General features: G+C 52.8%; 15 protein-coding genes. 6 read left to right on the top strand and 9 right to left on the bottom strand.

The window, feature by feature from the left end; all coding sequences use genetic code 11:
- The first annotated feature begins 80 nt into the window (after window positions 1–80).
- Entirely contained in the window at window positions 81–1,622 is a 1,542-nt protein-coding gene (gene istA, locus METLU_RS0122995; protein WP_027160248.1) for an IS21 family transposase, read from the top strand.
- 43 nt (window positions 1,623–1,665) lie between these two features.
- Window positions 1,666–2,421 carry an IS21-like element helper ATPase IstB gene (gene istB, locus METLU_RS0123000; protein ID WP_027160249.1) on the top strand — a complete coding sequence of 252 codons (756 nt, stop codon included), beginning with the start codon at window positions 1,666–1,668 and terminating at the stop codon, window positions 2,419–2,421.
- A 37-nt stretch (window positions 2,422–2,458) separates the two neighbouring features.
- On the opposite strand, the gene METLU_RS26320 is transcribed toward istB, so the two are convergent.
- A complete protein-coding gene (locus METLU_RS26320; protein ID WP_081679182.1) occupies window positions 2,459–4,711 on the bottom strand; it encodes a chemotaxis protein CheB in 2,253 nt (750 codons plus the stop codon).
- A gap of 545 nt (window positions 4,712–5,256) precedes the next feature.
- Between METLU_RS26320 and METLU_RS26965 the strand changes: the two genes are divergently transcribed.
- Both METLU_RS26965 and METLU_RS0123020 read left to right on the top strand, forming a co-directional pair.
- On the top strand, window positions 5,257–5,808 hold the full coding sequence (locus METLU_RS26965; protein WP_051300166.1) for a hypothetical protein: 552 nt from the start codon (window positions 5,257–5,259) through the stop codon (window positions 5,806–5,808).
- Window positions 5,805–6,134: a hypothetical protein gene (locus METLU_RS0123020; RefSeq protein ID WP_155920692.1), complete on the top strand. Its 330-nt coding sequence runs from the start codon at window positions 5,805–5,807 to the stop codon at window positions 6,132–6,134. Before METLU_RS26965 ends, METLU_RS0123020 begins: the two co-directional genes overlap by 4 nt.
- A gap of 162 nt (window positions 6,135–6,296) precedes the next feature.
- Here the strand turns inward: METLU_RS0123020 and rsmA are convergent, their stop codons facing one another.
- The 4 genes from rsmA to METLU_RS0123040 all read right to left on the bottom strand — a co-directional run bounded on the left by rsmA (window position 6,297) and on the right by METLU_RS0123040 (window position 10,793).
- Window positions 6,297–7,085: a 16S rRNA (adenine(1518)-N(6)/adenine(1519)-N(6))-dimethyltransferase RsmA gene (rsmA, locus tag METLU_RS0123025; protein ID WP_027160251.1), complete on the bottom strand. Its 789-nt coding sequence runs from the start codon at window positions 7,083–7,085 to the stop codon at window positions 6,297–6,299.
- Between the two features lies 1 nt (window position 7,086).
- Complete coding sequence (pdxA, locus tag METLU_RS0123030; protein WP_036243427.1) at window positions 7,087–8,085, bottom strand: 4-hydroxythreonine-4-phosphate dehydrogenase PdxA; 999 nt, start codon at window positions 8,083–8,085, stop codon at window positions 7,087–7,089.
- A 70-nt stretch (window positions 8,086–8,155) separates the two neighbouring features.
- On the bottom strand, window positions 8,156–9,772 hold the full coding sequence (locus METLU_RS26330) for a DHA2 family efflux MFS transporter permease subunit (protein ID WP_155920693.1): 1,617 nt from the start codon (window positions 9,770–9,772) through the stop codon (window positions 8,156–8,158).
- A gap of 4 nt (window positions 9,773–9,776) precedes the next feature.
- Complete coding sequence (locus METLU_RS0123040) at window positions 9,777–10,793, bottom strand: HlyD family secretion protein (RefSeq protein ID WP_027160253.1); 1,017 nt, start codon at window positions 10,791–10,793, stop codon at window positions 9,777–9,779.
- Window positions 10,794–10,871: 78 nt separating this feature from the next.
- Between METLU_RS0123040 and METLU_RS0123045 the strand changes: the two genes are divergently transcribed.
- Together METLU_RS0123045 and METLU_RS0123050 are read left to right on the top strand one after the other, a co-directional pair.
- On the top strand, window positions 10,872–11,483 hold the full coding sequence (locus METLU_RS0123045; protein ID WP_027160254.1) for a TetR/AcrR family transcriptional regulator: 612 nt from the start codon (window positions 10,872–10,874) through the stop codon (window positions 11,481–11,483).
- A complete protein-coding gene (locus METLU_RS0123050) occupies window positions 11,470–12,759 on the top strand; it encodes a TolC family protein (protein ID WP_027160255.1) in 1,290 nt (429 codons plus the stop codon). Before METLU_RS0123045 ends, METLU_RS0123050 begins: the two co-directional genes overlap by 14 nt.
- A 344-nt stretch (window positions 12,760–13,103) precedes the next feature.
- Here the strand turns inward: METLU_RS0123050 and ntrC are convergent, their stop codons facing one another.
- The 4 genes from ntrC to METLU_RS0123075 form a co-directional block, all read right to left on the bottom strand.
- Window positions 13,104–14,525 (bottom strand): nitrogen regulation protein NR(I), encoded by a 1,422-nt coding sequence (gene ntrC, locus METLU_RS0123060; RefSeq protein WP_027160257.1) that lies wholly within the window; start codon window positions 14,523–14,525, stop codon window positions 13,104–13,106.
- Window positions 14,518–15,564, bottom strand: coding sequence for a nitrogen regulation protein NR(II) (glnL, locus tag METLU_RS0123065; protein ID WP_027160258.1), 1,047 nt, complete (start codon window positions 15,562–15,564; stop codon window positions 14,518–14,520). The genes ntrC and glnL overlap by 8 nt, the downstream gene beginning before the upstream one ends.
- Window positions 15,565–15,796: 232 nt before the next feature.
- A complete protein-coding gene (gene glnA / locus METLU_RS0123070; protein ID WP_027160259.1) occupies window positions 15,797–17,206 on the bottom strand; it encodes a glutamate--ammonia ligase in 1,410 nt (469 codons plus the stop codon).
- Window positions 17,207–17,380: 174 nt separating this feature from the next.
- A complete protein-coding gene (locus METLU_RS0123075) occupies window positions 17,381–18,553 on the bottom strand; it encodes a porin (RefSeq protein ID WP_027160260.1) in 1,173 nt (390 codons plus the stop codon).
- Window positions 18,554–18,909: the final 356 nt, after the last annotated feature.

Raw genomic sequence — 18,909 nt, forward strand, 5'->3', positions numbered from 1 at the left:
GGCTGTTCAGATGGCCAGAATCCTTCCTAACGCATTGTTTTGTTAAACCTTAGTATCCTGTTCCGATTTTTGGAAAGGATATGTCAGCCCAACGAATTGCCATGCGAAAAATCAGAGAAGTTTTACGACTGCGTCTCAGTGCCGGATTGAGTATTCGGCAAATCAGCGCCGGCACCAAGATCAGTGTCGGCAGCATTCAAAACATCCTCAAGCTGGCCGAGCAGCATCAGCTCTGCTGGCCGCTGCCGGATGATCTGGATGACCAAGCCCTGGCGTTGAGGTTATATCCAGGATCCGATGCCCGGCCTGCCAGAAAATTTCAGCAGCCGGTGTGGTCGGAGATTCATCAGGAGCTGAGGAAAAAAGGCGTGACCAAACAGTTGCTGTGGGAAGAATATACCCGACAGTATCCGAACCGCTGTTACAGCTACTCGCAGTTCTGCGCCCGCTATGCCGACTGGCTGAAGCGGCAGCAGCGCTCCATGCGGCAAATGCATCGGGCCGGCGACAAGCTGTTCATCGATTATGCCGGTCCGACCGTGCCCATCGTCTGCGCTGGCGGCGAGATCCGGCCGGCCAGTATCTTTGTCGCGGTGCTGGGCGCTTCCAGTTACACCTATGCCGAAGCCACCTGGAGCCAGAGTCTGCCGGACTGGCTAGGCAGCCATGTGCGGGCCTTCGAGTTTTTCGGCGGCTGTCCGGCGCTGCTGGTGCCCGATAATCTGAAAAGCGGGGTCAGCAAGGCTTGCCGCTATGAGCCGGAGCTCAATCCGGCCTATCAACAGCTGGCCGCCCATTACGGAGTGGCAGTGCTGCCGGCCCGGCCTTACAAGCCCAAAGACAAGGCCAAGGCCGAAGTCGGCGTGCAACTGGTCGAACGCTGGATCCTGGCCCGGCTGCGCCATCAGACGTTTTTCTCGCTGGCCGAACTGAATCAGTGCATTCGAGCCCTGCTGACCGAGCTGAACGATAAGCCGTTCAAGCAGTGGCCGGGCAGTCGCCGGCAATGGTTCGAGCAACTCGATCGGCCGGCGTTGGCACCGCTGCCGAAACACGCCTATCAGTATGTCGCGATCAAGACCGCCAGGGTCGCTATCGATTACCACGTCCAGTACGAGCACCACCTGTATTCAGTCCCGCATCATTGCGTCGGCGAACCGGTGGAGATTCATGCCGGCGAGCGCTTGATCGAGGTTTATTTTCTGAATCGGCGCATCGCCACCCATGTCCGCCAGTTCCATCCCGGCACCACAACAGAACCAGCGCATAGGCCGGAAAAACACGCCAGGCATCAACAATGGACGCCGGGACGGCTGATGAACTGGGCGCAATCGCTGGGGCCTGAGGTGCTGCGCTGGGTGAACGCTCAGTTAAACCGTCAACAGCATCCGGAACAGGCCTACCGCGTCTGCTTGGGTTTGCTGAATCTGCAGCGTAGCTATCCGCCCGAACGTTTGAACCGGGCCTGCGCCCTCGCCAATCGGGAGGGCCTGTATCGATTGAAAAACATCAAAGCCATTCTGCTCAGTCACCGCGATCAGTTACCGGATCCCATGTTTGTGCAAACCTCTTTACTTCCCCAGGATCATGAAAATATTCGCGGACCTGACAGTTTTCACTGAAGTCCGTTGCCCCATAAACGATTAACCCAAGGATTACCCAAAAATGATTGCACAAACCCTCAGCCAACTGCGGCAACTGAAACTGACCGGCATGGCCTCGGCCCTGCAAACGCAACAGGAGCAACCTGGCCCCTATGAAGGCCTGTCTTTTGCCGAACGCCTGCAACTGCTGGTCGACCAGGAAAACCAGGAACGCCAGCAACGCAAACAGGAACGACTGATCCGGACGGCCCAGTTTAAACTCAAAGCTCACGCATCAGGCATCGATTACCAGCATCCCCGGGGGTTGCAGCAAAGCCAAATGGCGGCATTGCTGCAGTGCGACTGGATCCGCAAAGCGCAGAACCTGTTGCTGACCGGCCCCTGCGGCAGCGGCAAGACNTATCTCGCNTGTGCGCTGGGNCATCANGCNTGCTTGAAAGNGTACAGCGTGCGCTATGTCCGGCTCTCCCGCCTCATCCTGGCCCTGACCCAGGCCAAAGCCGACGGGAGTTACAGCAAACTGCTCAAAACCCTGGCCAACTTCGATTTGCTGATCATCGACGACTGGGGGTTGGAGCCGTTAAAAGCCGCCACCCGCAATGACTTAATGGAAATCATGGATGATCGGCATGACCAATCCGCCACCGCCATCCTCAGTCAATTGCCCACCGATCAATGGTATCAGTCGATCGGCGACAACACCCTGGCCGACGCCATTTTGGACCGGTTGGTGCACAACTCGCACCGGATCAATCTGAAAGGCGAATCGATGCGTAAAAAATTGAATTCCTTGACTCAAGTTGAACACTTGGGATAAAAATTCACTGCCACGGATGCGTTAGGATTTTAACTGTTCAAATTGTCCAGAATCGGTGTTCAAATAAATCAGAATACGCAGTGCTGTCAAACAGATTTTTCATGTCGTCATTAGCTGACTGTAATTCATCGATTCTACTTTGCAGCTCCGCATTAACGGTGACGGCTTCTTCATTCAGTGATTGCAGTTCTTCTTTCGAGGTTTCCAGCTCTTCATTGGTGCTTTGCAATTCTTCATTGGTGGACTGGAGTTCTTCGTTGGTCGATCTGAGTTCTTCATTGGAGGTTTCCAGTTCTTCGATGGTGGTTTGCAGATTTTCCTTGGTAAAATCCAATTGCCTTTGCAGTGCTTCGATTTCTTTTGTCGTTGCCGGTAAGCGCTGTAATTTTGCCTGTTTTAACAGGGTTTCCTCCAACGTATCTTCAAACGTCACCATCATTAATCCGGGCGTGGATGAGTGCTCCAGAATGGGGTTGACTGTCATATTCACGCCGATTTGACTGCCATCCTGCTGAATGGAGCGGGCCTTTTTTCGCACTTTCTTCCTGGTCTGAGTCGCCTGGGTAATCGCCGAAGTCAGTTCAACCTTGAGTCCGTGGCGAACCATGTCCAAGATATTAACGCTGAATTTTCCTTCCGCGGGTTCCAGATACTTTCCCAGTTTGCCATGCACATAGATGATGTTGTTTTTTGCATCAATAATGGTGCAGGGAGGTGCCGAGCTATGCTTGAGAATAGCTTCAACCAGTTGCAACATACTTAATTCTTCTGTTTTTTGAATGATGTTGGGTATTTTTACGTCATTGTTGATGATCGGATTGACCGCTTTGTGAAGATTCAGGGATCTGGGCATGGCGCCGGCTGAATGACTTCGTCGAAAAATTTTCCATTTTTTATCCAATACGGTGAAAAAATGGTCAGATTGCCCGGTAGTTTCCGAAGGACCCAGAAATAGAATGCCATCCTCTTTTAAACTGTAATGAAAGGCTGGCAAGATTTTTTTTTGCAATTCCGGTCCAAAATAAATCAGTAGATTTCTGCAACTGATGAGGTCCAGTTTGGTAAAGGGCGGGTCCATAATGACATTATGCGCGGCGAAGATCAGCATTTCCCGAATCGACTTTTTGATTCTGTAGCTATCGTCTTCCTTGATGAAAAAACGTTTAAGTCGCTCTGGATTAACATCAACGTTGATGCCGGAGAAATAAAGTCCGCGTCTGGCTGTTTCAAGGGCCCGTTCGTCAATATCGGTGCCGAAAATCTGTACATTGATATGATGGTTTATGTTATCCAGGCATTCCCGAACAACAATGGCAATGGAATACGCTTCCTCACCCGTGCTGCACCCCGGAACCCATACGCGCAGGGTATAATCACTGGGTCTTTCATTAAGAAATGGCTGTAGAATCTTGTGCGCCAGAATGTCATAGGCATCGGGGTCTCTAAAAAAACTGGTCACGCCGATGAGCAATTCCTTAGACAGTGTGCCAACTTCCTGTTCATTTTTTTGCAAAAAAGCAACATAATCCGCCATGTCTGTGATTTGATGCAAATGCATGCGCCGTTCGATGCGTCGGTAAATCGTGTTTTTTTTATACAACGAGAAATCGTGACGGGTCTGGTTGCGGATCAGAAAAAATATTGTTTGTAAAAGATCTTCAGTATTTCCCTGTTGACGGATAGAGGGCACTTTAATGCTTTTCTTGGATTGGCTATATTGAATTAGCCGGGCCGGCATCTCGCCGGGCGGTAGTATGTAATCAACAACACCCATGTTAATCGCATTTTTCGGCATGCCATTATATTGAGCCGAGGCTTCATCCTGCACCATCACCAGTCCGTTTGCCGCCTTTATTTCAGTTAATCCCAAACTGCCATCGGAGCCGGTACCGGATAGAATAATGCCAATTGCCTTGTCGCCCTGATCCTGGGCGAGTGAACGAAGGAACAAGTCGACGGGTAAGTGGCTGGATCGTGGGAGCTCCAGATCCGTCAACTGTAATTTTCTGTTGAAGATGGATAAGCTTTTATTGGGCGGAATAACATAGACCCTGTTCGGCTCGACTAGCATGCCGTTGGTGATCTGGACGACTTTAATCGGCGTCTGTTTTTGCAATAGTTCAGGCAATAGACTGACGTGGCTTGGATCCAAATGTACCACTACAATAAAAGCGAGTTCTGTGTCGGCGGGCATGGCGTTAAAAAACTGTTGCAGTGCTTCCAGTCCTCCCGCCGAGGCACCTATGCCCACAATAGGGAATGTTTTGTCAGCTGATGATTTTTTTTTCACAGGTGTGAGTGGTTGAATTATTTAACTAAGAATTGCAATAAAAAGTCGGTCTCGACAGCGTAGAGATAATTTGTAAGTTTATACCTGATGTTACGCAATAAGTTGAATTCAGATCCATTTAGCAAAGTGTCGCTAGTGCGACAGTTTGGTTTAATCGGGTTCTCGCACCCGAAGGCGAGTTACTTTCTTTTGCGTCGCCAAAAGAAAGTAACCAAAGAAAAGGCGACCCGTTGCCGCTTGTATCCTGTGCTCCTCGCTTTCGACGAGGGTTGCCAGAAGGGCCATCCTTGGCCCTCTGGCAACGCGCTGCATCCATGCAGCGCCCCTTCGGGCTGTTCTCGCCGAAAGCTGCGGTACTCGGCGCGGCAAACGGGATGAAATCGTCTGTGCGTAACATCAGTTTATACCTAATCTGACCGTTATTATTTTTTAGACATATTCGTCATGCTAAATTCAGCCTATACGATGTATCAATATTTTCCGGACACAAAATTTTCAGTTATACGGCAAATATACCGTATAGCTACAATTAGCAGCAGGTAAGCATGGCAATTGATCAGGAATTTGCTGACGAGTATACAAAACAGGAAAAGATCCAGTTGGGAATCCTTTACTTTGCTATTGGGGCGTTTATTTATATCACTCATGAAAAGTGGGTTTTCCCTTGGATAAGGTGGTATGCGAGTACCGCGTATTGCCACAGCGTATTCGGATACTCCGGGGTTCTTGCCCTGTGGGCTGGATTATTCGTAGGGCTTCCAATATTCTTTGGGCTTCTTATTGGGGCTTGTACTGTCTGGCCGGGAATCAAGACTTTGAAGCAAGGGCAATATCCGCCAAAAGGCTCAAAAGTATTTAAACCGACAAAAATACTCAGAGGCAAAGCGGCAACTTTTCGCGGTTTAAGACTGCTGTTAGCGCCATGTCTTTTTGTCGCAATTGCCATCTGGGGCGCATTCCAGGTCCCCAGGATGCCTAAAGAAAATAGTATGAAACTTGATTATTCCGTGTGTAAAGCTAGCCAAGCATCTACATGGACATCCATTGCCGAACAATGGACGCCGGTTAACTCTGCCTTGGGCACCAAGGAGAAATGATGCATGGCGTCAAGTTGATTCAATATCTGATCGTTACTTGCATGGCACTATTCTTTGCCAGGCTGATCTTCGAAGCTACGCCCTATGCCAGCTTGTATCAAGTTGCCGGATTAGGCGTTACCTGCGAACTACTTATATCGAATCTATTGCATTTTGTTCTTGGTTGGGTATTTCCGGGCGTGCTGGCAATATCGCTGGCGACTGCGCTGGTTTTGGCAGTGCGAGGACCTCGTCCGAACCGAATCGCGGCAGTCTGGTTAGTTGGTGTAGTGACAGCCATTCTTATGATCCAGTATATGGCGCATGCCTTTCGATTCTCCGAATGAAAAACGGCAGGCAAAAAAAATGCGACCATTAAGGTCGCATTTAAGAGGAGGATTAATTCTAAAGTCTCTAAGAGAGATTGCATCTCAAGAATTGAGCATATATTAGCAATAAATAATATTCTTTAGAATGTGACAGATTGTCGCGTGTCAGATTGTCGCAGATCAGGCGGCATCGTTTTGCAACAGATTGCTCAGTTTTGCAAAATCGCTCAGGGAGATCGTTTCGGCGCGCAGCGTCGGGTCTATGTTCAAGGCCTCGATATCTTGCTCTGCAATCAATGTTTTCAGGGAATTACGCAGCGTTTTGCGTCGTTGCGAGAAGGCCTGCGTGACGACTTTGTTGAGTTTGGCGATATCATTGACTTCAACAGGCGGTTGCTGGTGTGGAATCAACCGCACGATGGCCGACGTGACCTGAGGCGCCGGGTCAAAGCTTTCGGGCGGCACGTCAAACAAGAGCTCTGTTGCGCAGTAATACTGCATCATGACGCTGAGCCTGCCGTATTTCTTGCTGCCGGGCGCGGCGCAAATCCGGTCCACGACTTCCTTCTGCAGCATGAAATGCATGTCCTGTATGCAGGCGGCATTGTCCAGCAGATGGAACATCAGCGGTGTGGAAATGTTGTAGGGCAGGTTACCGATAACGCGCAGTTTCTGGCTGTCGTCGGCCAGCGACGTGAAATCAAACTTCAGGGCGTCGGCACTGTGTATACGCAGGCGATCGTGCCGTTTGAATTTTTCCTTGAGCAGCGCGACCAGATCCCTGTCGAGCTCGACCACATCAAGGCGCACGCCTTCCTTCAGCAGCGGTTCGGTCAGCGCGCCCTGGCCCGGGCCGATCTCGACCCAGTGCTCACCGGGCCTGGCCTGTATGCTGGAGATAATGTTGTAAATAATCCTGTGGTCGTGCAGAAAGTTCTGACCGAAGCGCTTGCGTGGTATGTGGGCCATGTTATCGAGTCGTGTTGGTTGCCATGAGTAATGCGGTTTGTATGGCGCTGTGCAGGCTGCCGATTTCGGCTTTGCCGGTGCCGGCCAGATCCAGAGCCGTGCCGTGGTCCACCGAGGTGCGGATGATCGGCAGGCCCAGCGTGATATTGACGGCCTGTCCGAAGCCCATGTGCTTGAGCACGGGCAAGCCCTGGTCATGATACATGGCCAGTACGGCATCGGCTGCTGCCAGATATTTCGGCGTGAACAGGGTATCGGCCGGCAGCGGGCCCTGAAGATTCATGCCCTGTTTGCGCAGACTGTCGAGCACCGGCTCGATGATGTCGATTTCCTCGCGGCCGAGGTGGCCGTTTTCGCCGGCATGCGGATTCAGGCCGCAGACCAGGATGCGGGGATTGTCCAGCTTGAAGCGCGAACGCAGATCCTGATCCAGTATAAGCAGGACGGCTCTTAACCGCGAATGCGTGATGGCCTGGCTGACTTCCGACAAGGGCAGGTGGGTCGTGACCAGCGCCACGCGCAGGCCGGGCGTGGCAAGCATCATGACCGGATGCCCGCCGGTAATGTCGGCAATGTATTCGGTATGGCCGCTGAAAGGGAAACCGGCGTCATTGATGATGCCTTTATGCACGGGGCCCGTCACCAGGGCGTCAAACATACCCTCCATGCAGCCTTTGGTCGCTTTCGTGATGGTTTTCAGAACATAGCGGCTGTTGGCCGGGTTTAACCGGCCGCACTGGGCCGGTTCCGCCAGTTCGACCGGCAGCACAGTCAGGCTGCCGGCCTGTTGGGGATTAGGCGGAAGTGTGCTGTCAAAAGTTTTGATCCTGACTGTCAGGCCCAGTTGCCTGGCGCGCTGTTCCAGTAAATCGGGGCTGGCGATGGCGACGATCTCGCAGGGCAAATCCTGTTGGGCCAGCTGGACGCATAGATCGGGGCCGATGCCTGCGGGTTCGCCTGGCGTCAATGCGAGGCGCGGTATGGATGGACTGGCGGTCATAGTATTCGGGATAAAATGAAAGATTTTACAGTATAAAGAGTCAAGAAGATTCTAAAATCGCCCCGGCGGATCATTCCATCTGGATCGAGCCGACTTTCTCGCTATCCACTTTTTTCAGGAATGGCGCGATGACCAATGAGCCTAGAAAGATTACGGCAATAATCTGGAACAGGTTATTGAAAGTCATGACTTCCGCTTCACGCCAGGCCAATGCGGTGATCTGTTTCAATGCCGCTGACGAAGGTTCGGACAAATTGAACTGGCCCATCGATTCGGCGAGCCCTTCCCACAGTTGCTGCGCCGGGTAGTCGGTGGCCGTCATCGATTCGCGCAAGTCCGCATAATGGCTTTTCGTCAAATAGCTGACCAGTGTATTGGCCACGGCCAACCCAATTGCACCGCCCAGATTCCGCATCAGGTTATAAAGGCCGCTGGCGTTTTTGACTTCTTCGATCGGCAGCAGGCCTAATGCCAGCGTGTTGATTGGCAGAAAGCACAGCATCAGCGCTGTGCCGCGAATGGCCTGCGGCCAGAAGAATTCCCAATAGCCGGATTCGGCCGTCAGCCCGGCATTCATCCAGCAGCCCAGCGCGAACAGGCCAAAGCCCAGGCACAGCATCCAGCGCAGATCCATTTTCTTCTCCAGCGGGCCCGCGATAAACGCCGACAATAGCTGGAACAGGCCGACCACCATCAGGTAATAGCCGATTTGCAGACTGTTCAGGCCTTTGACGCTGCCCAGGTAAATCGGCACCAGATAAATGATCGTAAAAAGCCCTATGCCCAGCACGAAGCTGTACAGACAGCCTACGGCAAAATTGACATTGCGGAAGGCGCGCAGGTCGATGATCGGATGCGGGTTTTTTAATTCCCAGATCAGCATGGCGATGCCGCTGACCACGGCGATCAGGGTCAGCGTCATGATCAGGCGATCCTCAAACCACTGGTAACGCACGCCTTCTTCTAGCACATATTGCATGCAGCCCAGGCAAACCGCGATCAGGGCGATGCCGATGAAGTCGATTTTTTGCAGCAGATGCCATTCGGGCTGATCGATATCGACGGTCAGCCAGACCAGTACGCAGACCACGATGCCCGGCACCACGTTGACCAGAAACAGCGATTGCCAGCTGTAATTTTCGGTCAGGAAGCCGCCCAGGACCGGGCCGGCGGTCGGCGCGATCGTGACGATCAGGCCCAGCACGATGGTCATGGCCGGCTGCAGGCGCGGCGGGAACAGGATGAAGATGACCGTGAAGGTGACCGGAATCATCGCGCCGCCGAGAAAGCCTTGTATCAGGCGGAACATGACCATGGACGGCAGATTCCAGGCAAACGCGCAGAGCAGACTGGCCAGCGTGAACCCGCCGGCCGAGATGGCATACAGGTAGCGCGTCGAAAAGACCCGCCCCAGCCAGCCCGACAGGGGGATAATGATGACTTCGGCAATCAGATAGGAGGTCTGCACCCAGGCGATTTCATCCTGCGTGGCGGACAGCCCGGCCTGTATTTCTTTGAGCGAGCTGGCGACAATCTGAATGTCCAGCACTGCCATGAAAACGCCGATCGCCATGCTGAAAAAGCCGATCCACTGCGTCGTGGTCAGCCCGGTTTCCTCTGGCCGGTTTTGTACTTCCGCCGACTGGTTTGGTACTTCCTCCGGCTGTTTTTGTAATTGCGCCGCCATACGCCTACAGCACTTTAACCTTGGCTTCGACCGACAGGCCCGGCTTCAGCAAGCTGATATCCTGGCCTTCATCGAAGATGATCTTGACCGGTACCCGGCGCACGATTTTCGTGAAGTTGCCGGTGGCGTTCTCGGGCGGCAGGATGCTGAATTCGGAACCGCTGGCCGGCGCAAAGCTGTCGACCTTGCCGTGCAGTTCGAAGCCGGGATAGGCATCCACTTTGATGGATACAGCTTGTCCCACTCGCATGTGTTCCAGCTGAGTCTCCTTGAAATTGGCTTCGACCCAGATTTTATGGTTTTCTATCAGATAGGCCAGGGTAACGCCCGGACGGACCAGTTGCCCGAGTTGCACGCCGCGCTTGCCGATGATGCCGTCGACGGGCGCGTGCACCTTGGTATGGTCGAGCGCTATTTGAGCCAGCGTCAATTGGGCCTGAATATTTTTCAGGTGTGCTTCGGTTTCGGCGATTTCAATATCGAGCGTAGTCAACTGATTGCGCTCCGCCGCCAGCGTCGAATGCGTCGCCTTGAGTTCGGCGCCAGTCTGCTTGGATTCCGATTGGATTTTGTCGAGGGACTGAGCCGGCGCCGAGCCGCGCTCGATCAGATTGCTGAATCGGTGCAGATCTTTTTGGGTTTGCTCTTGCCGTGCTTGCGATGCGGTTATGTTGGCCCTGACTGCGTCTATGCGGGCATGTTGTGATGTCTTCATGGCCTGGAGGCGGTCAATATGCGCCATTTCGGCCGCGATGTCCGCTTCCGCCTGAGCGACTCTGGCCTGATAATCGCGGTCGTCTATCGTGACCAGCACATCGCCCTGCCTGACAGCCTGATTATCATCGATGGCCAGCGTTGTCACATAACCCTCCACCTTGGGGCTGATCAACACAATATTGGATCTCAAGTAAGCGTTGTCGGTGGTTTCATATTGGCGGCGGTCAAGCAGCCAATAGCCGACCGCGGCAACCATGACAGCAGCAATCAATAAACCTAATAAAATGGAACGGGAGCGTCGCATAAACTACCTTGATAAACTAAACGGTTTAGTTTAGTCTAGCTGATCAACTTTATTTATCAAAACAGTTTTCTTTCGGCAATGATGAAATCCATTGATCCCAAGCGGCAAGCCATTATTGACGCCGCCACGCGCATGTTTCTGGCGCACGGCTACCGGAATGTCAGCATGGACAAAATCGCGCAGGCCGCGCCCGTTTCCAAGGCGACGCTGTACAATCACTTTGACAGCAAACCCGCGCTACTGGCCGCCGTCGTTTCAGCCTTATGCACAGCGTTATTGCGCACCATGACCGAGGCCGTTACCGAATCGGACGATGTCGAAAATAATCTGAAAAAGATCGCCACCTCGTTTATGGATTTGCTTTTCGCGGAAGACGGGCTGGCCATCTACAGGCTGGTCATCGCGGAAAGCCACGACTTCCCGGAGCTGGGTCGACTAGTCTATGAAAGCGGCCCGTTGCCGGCCTTGAACTGGCTGGAAAACTATCTGCGACGACTGAATGCCGGCGGCCGCTTTAACATTGCCGATCCAACGTTTGCGGCGAATGCGTTTTTCAATCTGCTGAAAGGTGATCTGTATCTTCCCTGTCTGCTGGCGATCAAACCGCTGCCCTCGACGGACGAGAAAAACCGCGTGATTAATCAAGTCATTCCCTTTTATATGCGGGGCATTTTGCATGCTGACCAATAACAACTATCTGCGCGCCAGCTTAATCAGCTTTTTAATCGGCCTGTGCGCGCCTGTCGTATCGGCCGAAACCCTGGAAGAGGCCTGGAACAGCGCCATTGATAATAACCACCAGATCAAGGCGGCCAAAACTGATACGTCCGCCGCCGAAGAGCAGCTGAATTCGGCCAGGGGGCAGCGGCTGCCGGAATTTAATGTCAGCAGCGGTTATACTCAGCGTAGTGAAACGCCGGGCGCCGTGACGCAGATAGACGGCAGAACGGCCCAGTTCAATACCGCGCAGCCCGGCAGCATGGATGCGGAGGCTATCGCTACGCTGCCTATTTATACGGGCGGCCGCATCAGCCACAGCATCAATGCCGCCGAAGCGTCCCTCCAGGCCGCGCAGCACAATGAAACCACGGCCCAGTTGGATATAAAAATGCAGGTGGCCGAAGCTTATATCGCGGTATTGCGCGCCGAAAGCTCTCTGCAGGTCGCGCAAAGCCATGTCGAGAGTCTGAAAGCGCATGCCGTCGACGTGAACAATCTGTTCGACCAGGGCATGGTGGCCCGTAATGATGTGCTGGCGGCGAACGTGGAACTGGTCAATGCCGAGCAGCAGGTCGTTCAGGTCGGCAACCGGCTCGATATTGCCAAAGCCGGCTATAACCGGCTGCTGGACCGCGATCTTGCCGATGAGGTCAAACTGGTCAAGCAATTTCCAGACATGCTCAAGGAAGACCTGAAAGCGCTGAGTGATAACGCCTTTAAGCAACGTTCCGAACTGGCCGTGCTGACGCGGCAAATCGAGTCTCTGGAGCAACAGGCGCAGAGCGTCAAGGCCGGCGTATTGCCGCAGGTCGCCATCAACGGCGGTTATCAGTACCAGGAAAACCGCTACCAGGCCGCTGAAAGCATGTGGATGGTCAACGCCGGCGTCAAATGGAAACTGTTCGACGGCAGCACGCGCCATCAAAGCGACGCTATCTCCCGGCAGGCCATCTCCCTGAAGGAGCAGCGCGACGACTTGACCAGCACGATTGGCCTGCAAGTACGTCAGGCTTGGCTGGATCGGCAGGAAGCCCAAAAACGCATCGCCGTGACCGGACAAGCCATTGAGCAGGCTGAAGAAAACATGCGGGTGACTACCGATAGCTACCAGCAGGGCCTGTCGACCAATACCGACGTACTGAAAGCCGAAGACCTGCGCACTACATCGCACGATAATTTCAACAATGCCAACTACGATGCCGCGCTGGCTGCCTTGCGCCTGCGGCGTGCGGTGGGGGTGTTGTGAGGTTTCCTAAGTTACCCGAATGGCGATGGTCTGACAAACAGCGAGGTTAGCTTACGGCACGTTGGCGCGTGCCGTGGGCACTTGATTACTGCATTAATTCATGGTGAAAGCCTATGGCTTCCTGACGCGAAACTGGTCTGTGAATGTTTTCATATACTCCACGAGGGTTTTGTCCTCCTTTGGAGTCAAGTGCAGAACTATAGGATGGGCTGACGAAGGAGGCCCGTCATTCGCGATTGATGCGCTTCCTTCGTCAGCACATCCTACGGCTTTGTAAGGGAGCACAAACCACTCCGGCATCAGCTTTCATCGATGTGGGTCGTAGTATTTCCGGCCTGTCAAAATTACTCTTCCTCTATTCCCAATTCCTTTATCTTGCGCGTCAAGGTATTCCGTCCGTAGCCGAGCATGATCGCCGCTTCGTGGCGTTTGCCGTGCGTGAAGTCCAATGCGGCCTTGATCAGCAGTATTTCGACGGTTGGAATGATGTGTTTGGCGATTTCGGGCTTTTTGGCCTGCAGTTGCTGATCTACCGAGGTTCTCAGTAGCGATTGCCAATCGCCGTCTATGGCGTCTTTTTCCGAGTGGGTATGCAGTAGTTCGGGCGGCAGGTCGTGGATGTGAATTTCGCGGCCCGACGCCATGACCGTCATCCAGCGGCAGCAGTTTTCCAGTTGCCGTACGTTGCCGGGCCATTCCAGCGAACTCAGAAATGTCTCGGCTTCGGGCTTTAGGGTTTTGATTTCGGTATTCAGCTCAATCGCGGCCTGGCTAAGAAAATAGCGCAGCAGCAGCGGTATGTCCTGCTTCCTGTCGCGCAGCGGCGGAATATGGATGCGAATGACGTTCAGTCTATGAAATAAATCCTCGCGAAAGCGGCCTTCATTGACCAGGATTTCCAGATTCTGGTGCGTGGCGGCAATAATGCGCACATCGACTTTCACGGACGCATGCGAACCGACCGGGTAGAATTCGCCATCGGCCAGCACGCGTAACAGCCGCGTTTGCAGTTCGGCCGGCATGTCGCCTATCTCGTCCAGAAACAGCGTCCCGCCATTGGCTTGTTCGAAACGGCCGGCTCGCCGGGCTTGCGCGCCGGTAAACGCGCCTTTTTCATGGCCGAACAGTTCCGATTCCATCAGGTCTTTCGGAATGGCGGCCATATTCAGGGCGATAAAAGGTTTTTGAGCTCGGGGGCTGTGCCGGTGCAGGGCTTTGGCGACCAGCTCCTTGCCGGTACCCGATTCGCCATTGATCAGCACGGTAATGTGCGAACGGGCCAGCCGACCGATAGCGCGGAAGACTTCCTGCATGGCGGGTGCCTCGCCGATGATTTCCGGCGGGGTTTCTATCAGGGTGGCTTCTTCATGGCCGCGGGCGCGCTCCCGCTGCTGGCGGCTGTGAACGCAGGCGCGATGCGCGAGATCGACGACCTCCTTGATATCGAAGGGCTTGGGCAAATATTCGAAGGCGCCGCCGTGGAATGCCGAGACCGCGCTTTCGAGATCGGAGTGCGCGGTCATGACGATAACCGGCAGATCGGGATGGCTGTGCTGGATTTTATCGAGCAGTTCCAAACCATCCATGCCGGGCATGCGGATATCGGTCAGCAGGGCATCGGGTGACTCATGCTGCAGGGCCGTCAGCAAATCCTTCGCGCTGGAAAAGCTGCGTGTTGTGATGGCGGCTTTTTCGAACGCTTTTTCCAGAACCCAACGTATGGATTTGTCGTCGTCAATGACCCAGACGGTTTCAAGGCTATGCATGGCCAGGCTCCACGGGTAAAAAGATCGAAAACACGGTATGGCTAGGTTCGCTGCTGCATTCGATCAGGCCGTTATGCTGATTAATCAGGGATTGCGCTATCGATAACCCCAGTCCGGTGCCTTCCGCGCGCCCCGTAATCATCGGATAAAAGATCTGGTTCAGCATGTCGGCATCTATGCCAGGGCCGTAGTCGATAATGTCGATTTTGACGGCCAGTTTGTAACGTTTGCGGCCTATGGTCATCTGCCGGTGTATACGGGTTTTGATCATGATTTCACCTTTGCCTTCCATAGCCTGTGCGGCATTTCTGGCGATATTCAGGATGGCCTGGATCAATTGGTCCTTGTCGGCATGAATCTCGGGGATGCTGGGGTCATAGTCATGTCTGACCTTGAGACCGGCCGATTCGGCTTGCACGAGTTGTCTGACGCGCTCCAAGACTTCATGAATGTTCAAGGCTTTTTTATCAGGCAGTTTGTTGGGGCCCAGCATTTTGTCCATTAATCCCTGTAGCCGGTCCGATTCGGCAATGATGATTTGCGTGTATTCCTTGAGCTCCGGTTCGTGCAGCTCCAGGTCCAGCAGTTGCGCCGCGCCGCGCAGGCCGCCCAGCGGATTCTTGATTTCATGGGCCAGCCCCCTGACCAGCAGTCGGGCTGTGTTTTGCCGGCTTAGTTGCTGTTCTTCCTTCGATATGCGCAGGTGAGTGTCGACCTGTTGCAGTTCTACCAGGATTTCCGACAGTTGCTGGTGCTTATGCAGGGGCGTCGCGCTAAAGTTGATAGTGACAGTCTGAGCCATGCGGTCCAGGCTCAGTTCGCGATCGACCAGCGGCTCTTCCATCGTCAGGCATTGCTGCAGGTTCAGGAGCAGGGCCGAATCGGAAGACCTGAATAAATCTTGAGCGCTGAGGCCTATCAGATGGCGTGCGCTGTCGGCCAATAACATCTCGCCTGCCGTATTGATGTAGGTGAGCTTCAACTGATGGTCAAACAGCAAAATGGCTTCGTTAAGGTGTTCAAGTATGCGTTTATACACGGTTCCTCTAAGGGCTTTATTGATGCTGTGCTTTAATCCAAGCAATTATCAGACCATGGTGCATGGATTGTGTTTTAACGGTTTTAGAAAAAATGTCTGAGTGAACAGGCGGGTTTGCACCGCTATATGATAAAACGCCGGAACGGCAATGCAAGTCGCTAGAATGAAAAACGCCCCAAAATGGGGCGTTTTTGTGTAGGCTTGATAAGCGGTCAGTTGACCACTGCAGAGCTTACAAGCTGTAGTACAAATCAAATTCCACAGGGTGCGTGCTCATGCGCAGACGAGTGACTTCTTCCATTTTCAGTTTAATGTAGCCGTCAATCACGTCGTTAGTGAATACGCCGCCTTTGGTCAGGAATTCACGGTCTTTGTCCAATGCGTCCAGTGCCTGGTCAAAGGCGTGGCAGACTTGCGGGATTTCTTTCTCTTCTTCCGGCGGCAGGTCGTACAGGTCTTTATCCATGGCATCGCCAGGATGGATCTTGTTCTGAATGCCGTCCAGGCCGGCCATCATCATCGCTGAGAATGCCAGGTATGGGTTTGCGGTCGAGTCAGGGAAGCGCACTTCAATACGACGGCCTCTAGGGTTTTGTACGTATGGAATACGGATGGAAGCGGAACGGTTACGTGCGGAATAAGCCAGCATGACCGGGGCTTCAAAGCCTGGAACCAGACGTTTGTAGCTGTTGGTTGATGCGTTTGTGAAAGCGTTCAGGGCTTTCGCGTGTTTAATGATGCCGCCGATATAGTACAGGGCCGTTTCGGACAGGCCGCCGTACAGGTCGCCTGAGAACAGGTTCACGCCGCCTTTGGCTAAAGACTGGTGTACGTGCATGCCGCTGCCGTTGTCGCCAACCAGGGGCTTAGGCATGAAAGTGACGGTTTTGCCATAGGCGTGCGCGATGTTGGAGATGACATATTTCAGTTGCAATACTTCATCGGCTTTTTTAACCAGCGTATTGAATTTTACGCCGATTTCGCATTGGCCCGCCGTCGCCACTTCGTGGTGGTGAACTTCGGTTTGCATGCCCATTTCTTCCAGCGTCAGGCACATTGCGGAACGCATGTCCTGGAATGAGTCAACCGGTGGCACAGGGAAGTAACCGCCCTTAACGCCCGGACGGTGGCCGATGTTGCCGTCTTCATAGACTTTTTCCGAGTTCCAGCCGGCTTCCTGTGAATCGATTTTAAAGAAAGAGCCGCTCATGTCGGCGTTCCAGCGGACGTCATCGAAAATGAAAAATTCGTTTTCAGGACCGAAGAAAGCGGTATCGGCGATGCCGGTTGATTGCAGGTAGGCTTCCGCGCGTTTGGCGATAGAGCGAGGGTCGCGCTCGTAACCTTGCATGTTGCTTGGCTCGATGATGTCGCAACGCAGGATCAGCGTGTTGTCATCGAAGAACGGATCCATGACCGCGGTAGTCGGATCGGGCATCAGGATCATGTCGGATTCATTGATGCCTTTCCAGCCGGCAACTGACGAACCGTCGAACATGTTGCCTTCTTCAAAGGTATCTTCATCAATGGTATGGGCCGGGAATGTGACATGCTGCTCCTTGCCGCGTGTGTCACAAAAACGAAAATCGACGAATTTCACGTCGTTTTCTTTGATCATTTTAAGTACTTTTTCTACAGACATTTACTTTGTCTCCTGGATGGTCTTGAACGGATTATTATAAAAGGCAAACGGTATAACATACCTTTTTTTTTATAGCTTAGCCACTAAAAAAATGGGCTGAATAAGCCCGGTGTTAGTGCATCGCTTGAAATATGAAACACATCCTTGTGTCGCATAAAATTTAAAGCTCTGGGATTAAAAGCGAACGATTGCATCGGCTGAAATCAGGACCTGGTCATTGCTTAAACCATCGTTGTACGCGCTGTTTTCGATTGAATGGTCATATCTGACCTCGGGGCGCAGTGTCAGCCAGGACATGGGCTTGTAGTTCAGCCCTACAGTGGCGGCCAGAAAATGAGCTTTGTTGCCGTTGACCCTGAAGCCGTCTTCGTCGCGGAACCATTCCAGGCGCGTACCGACACCGACTTTGTCGGACACATCATAAGTCAGGTATTGGTTGACGCCGTACCATTTGCCCGAATCCGCGCCTAGCGATTTTTCCTCTATGCCTAGATCGTGTTGCAGTTTGTAATGAAGACTGTCGGTAATGTCGTGGCTTAACACAACGCTGTACATCGTGCGATTGTGCTCATCATTCTTGTTGACGTCGCCGGTGATCAGCGAGAAGGCCAATGACGTTTTTTCATCGTCGGTGGTATAGGTGGCGCCGCCCAGGAAATTGGCCGGTTCCTGAAAGAACGAATCCCAGCCTGACACAACACCGCCGGTAATGCTGATGTTCTTGTTGACGGGGTAGGACGATATGATGCCGGTATGCGTGAACGGTTCGCCATATTGCATGGTGTAGGCATGAGAGAAAAAGAAGTTGTCCGGCGCGGTGACGACTTCATTGCCAATAATGGTATAAAAATGGCCGATCTTGGTCGTGATGCCGTTGCCGACAGGCGCGAAAACTGTCGCATAGACTTGCGGGAACGCGAGTTTGTAAAGGCGTGAAGAATTGTCCGTAATCAGGTTGTCGTCAAAGTTGGCTTGCGTGGTGTAAAAAGCGTCTATGCCATAAACCACATCGGCCCTGAATCCCAGGTCCCATTGGTCGCTTTCGGCGTCAACGGCTCTTTCAATGAAGCCATACAACTGATGGGCATTGAATTCGTTGGCGCGATTGTTGAAAGTGACGGGGCCATTTGTTCTGCTTTCTGGGGAGTCTGGATTGCCTGCGACACCCGCTGAGATCCAGCCGCCGACATTGATGCCCAGGTTTTTCATGGGCGCTGTTTCATTAATATTGAAACCGGTCAGACTTTCAACCGCGCCTTTGTCGTCCGCCTGTGCCAGTGATGAGCAAAGCAGGGCGCTGCACAAAGTCAGTGGCCAGCCATTATTTTTTTTGTGATGAGTCAGCATAGGTAGTGCCTTTTGTCAGATGCTTATAAAACACCCCGGAAAATAATTGGTCGGGATGCCAGGCTTGGTCTAAATTAAAAATATATCGATAAAACTAATTTCAGACATTGTTGTTTGAAACGCAAATTGTGGCTTTATTAATACAGTCCAAATTTCAACAGCAAAATACGGGCCAAATATGCTTAGGCCGGGTTGGGATTAAGAATTAAAAGAATTCAGCCGAACCGATGCTGTCAGCTATGAGCAGAAATGGTGCGAAAAATTCTTTATTTGACCCAACTTGGTGCGGTTCTGTCATATGCGCAGTTCTGCCCTGAAGTTATTCCGCGGGAACGCATAATTTACATAATGCCAAT

Origin of the sequence: Methylobacter luteus IMV-B-3098 (assembly GCF_000427625.1) — a bacterium.
Classification (GTDB): Bacteria; Pseudomonadota; Gammaproteobacteria; order Methylococcales; family Methylomonadaceae; genus Methylobacter; species Methylobacter luteus.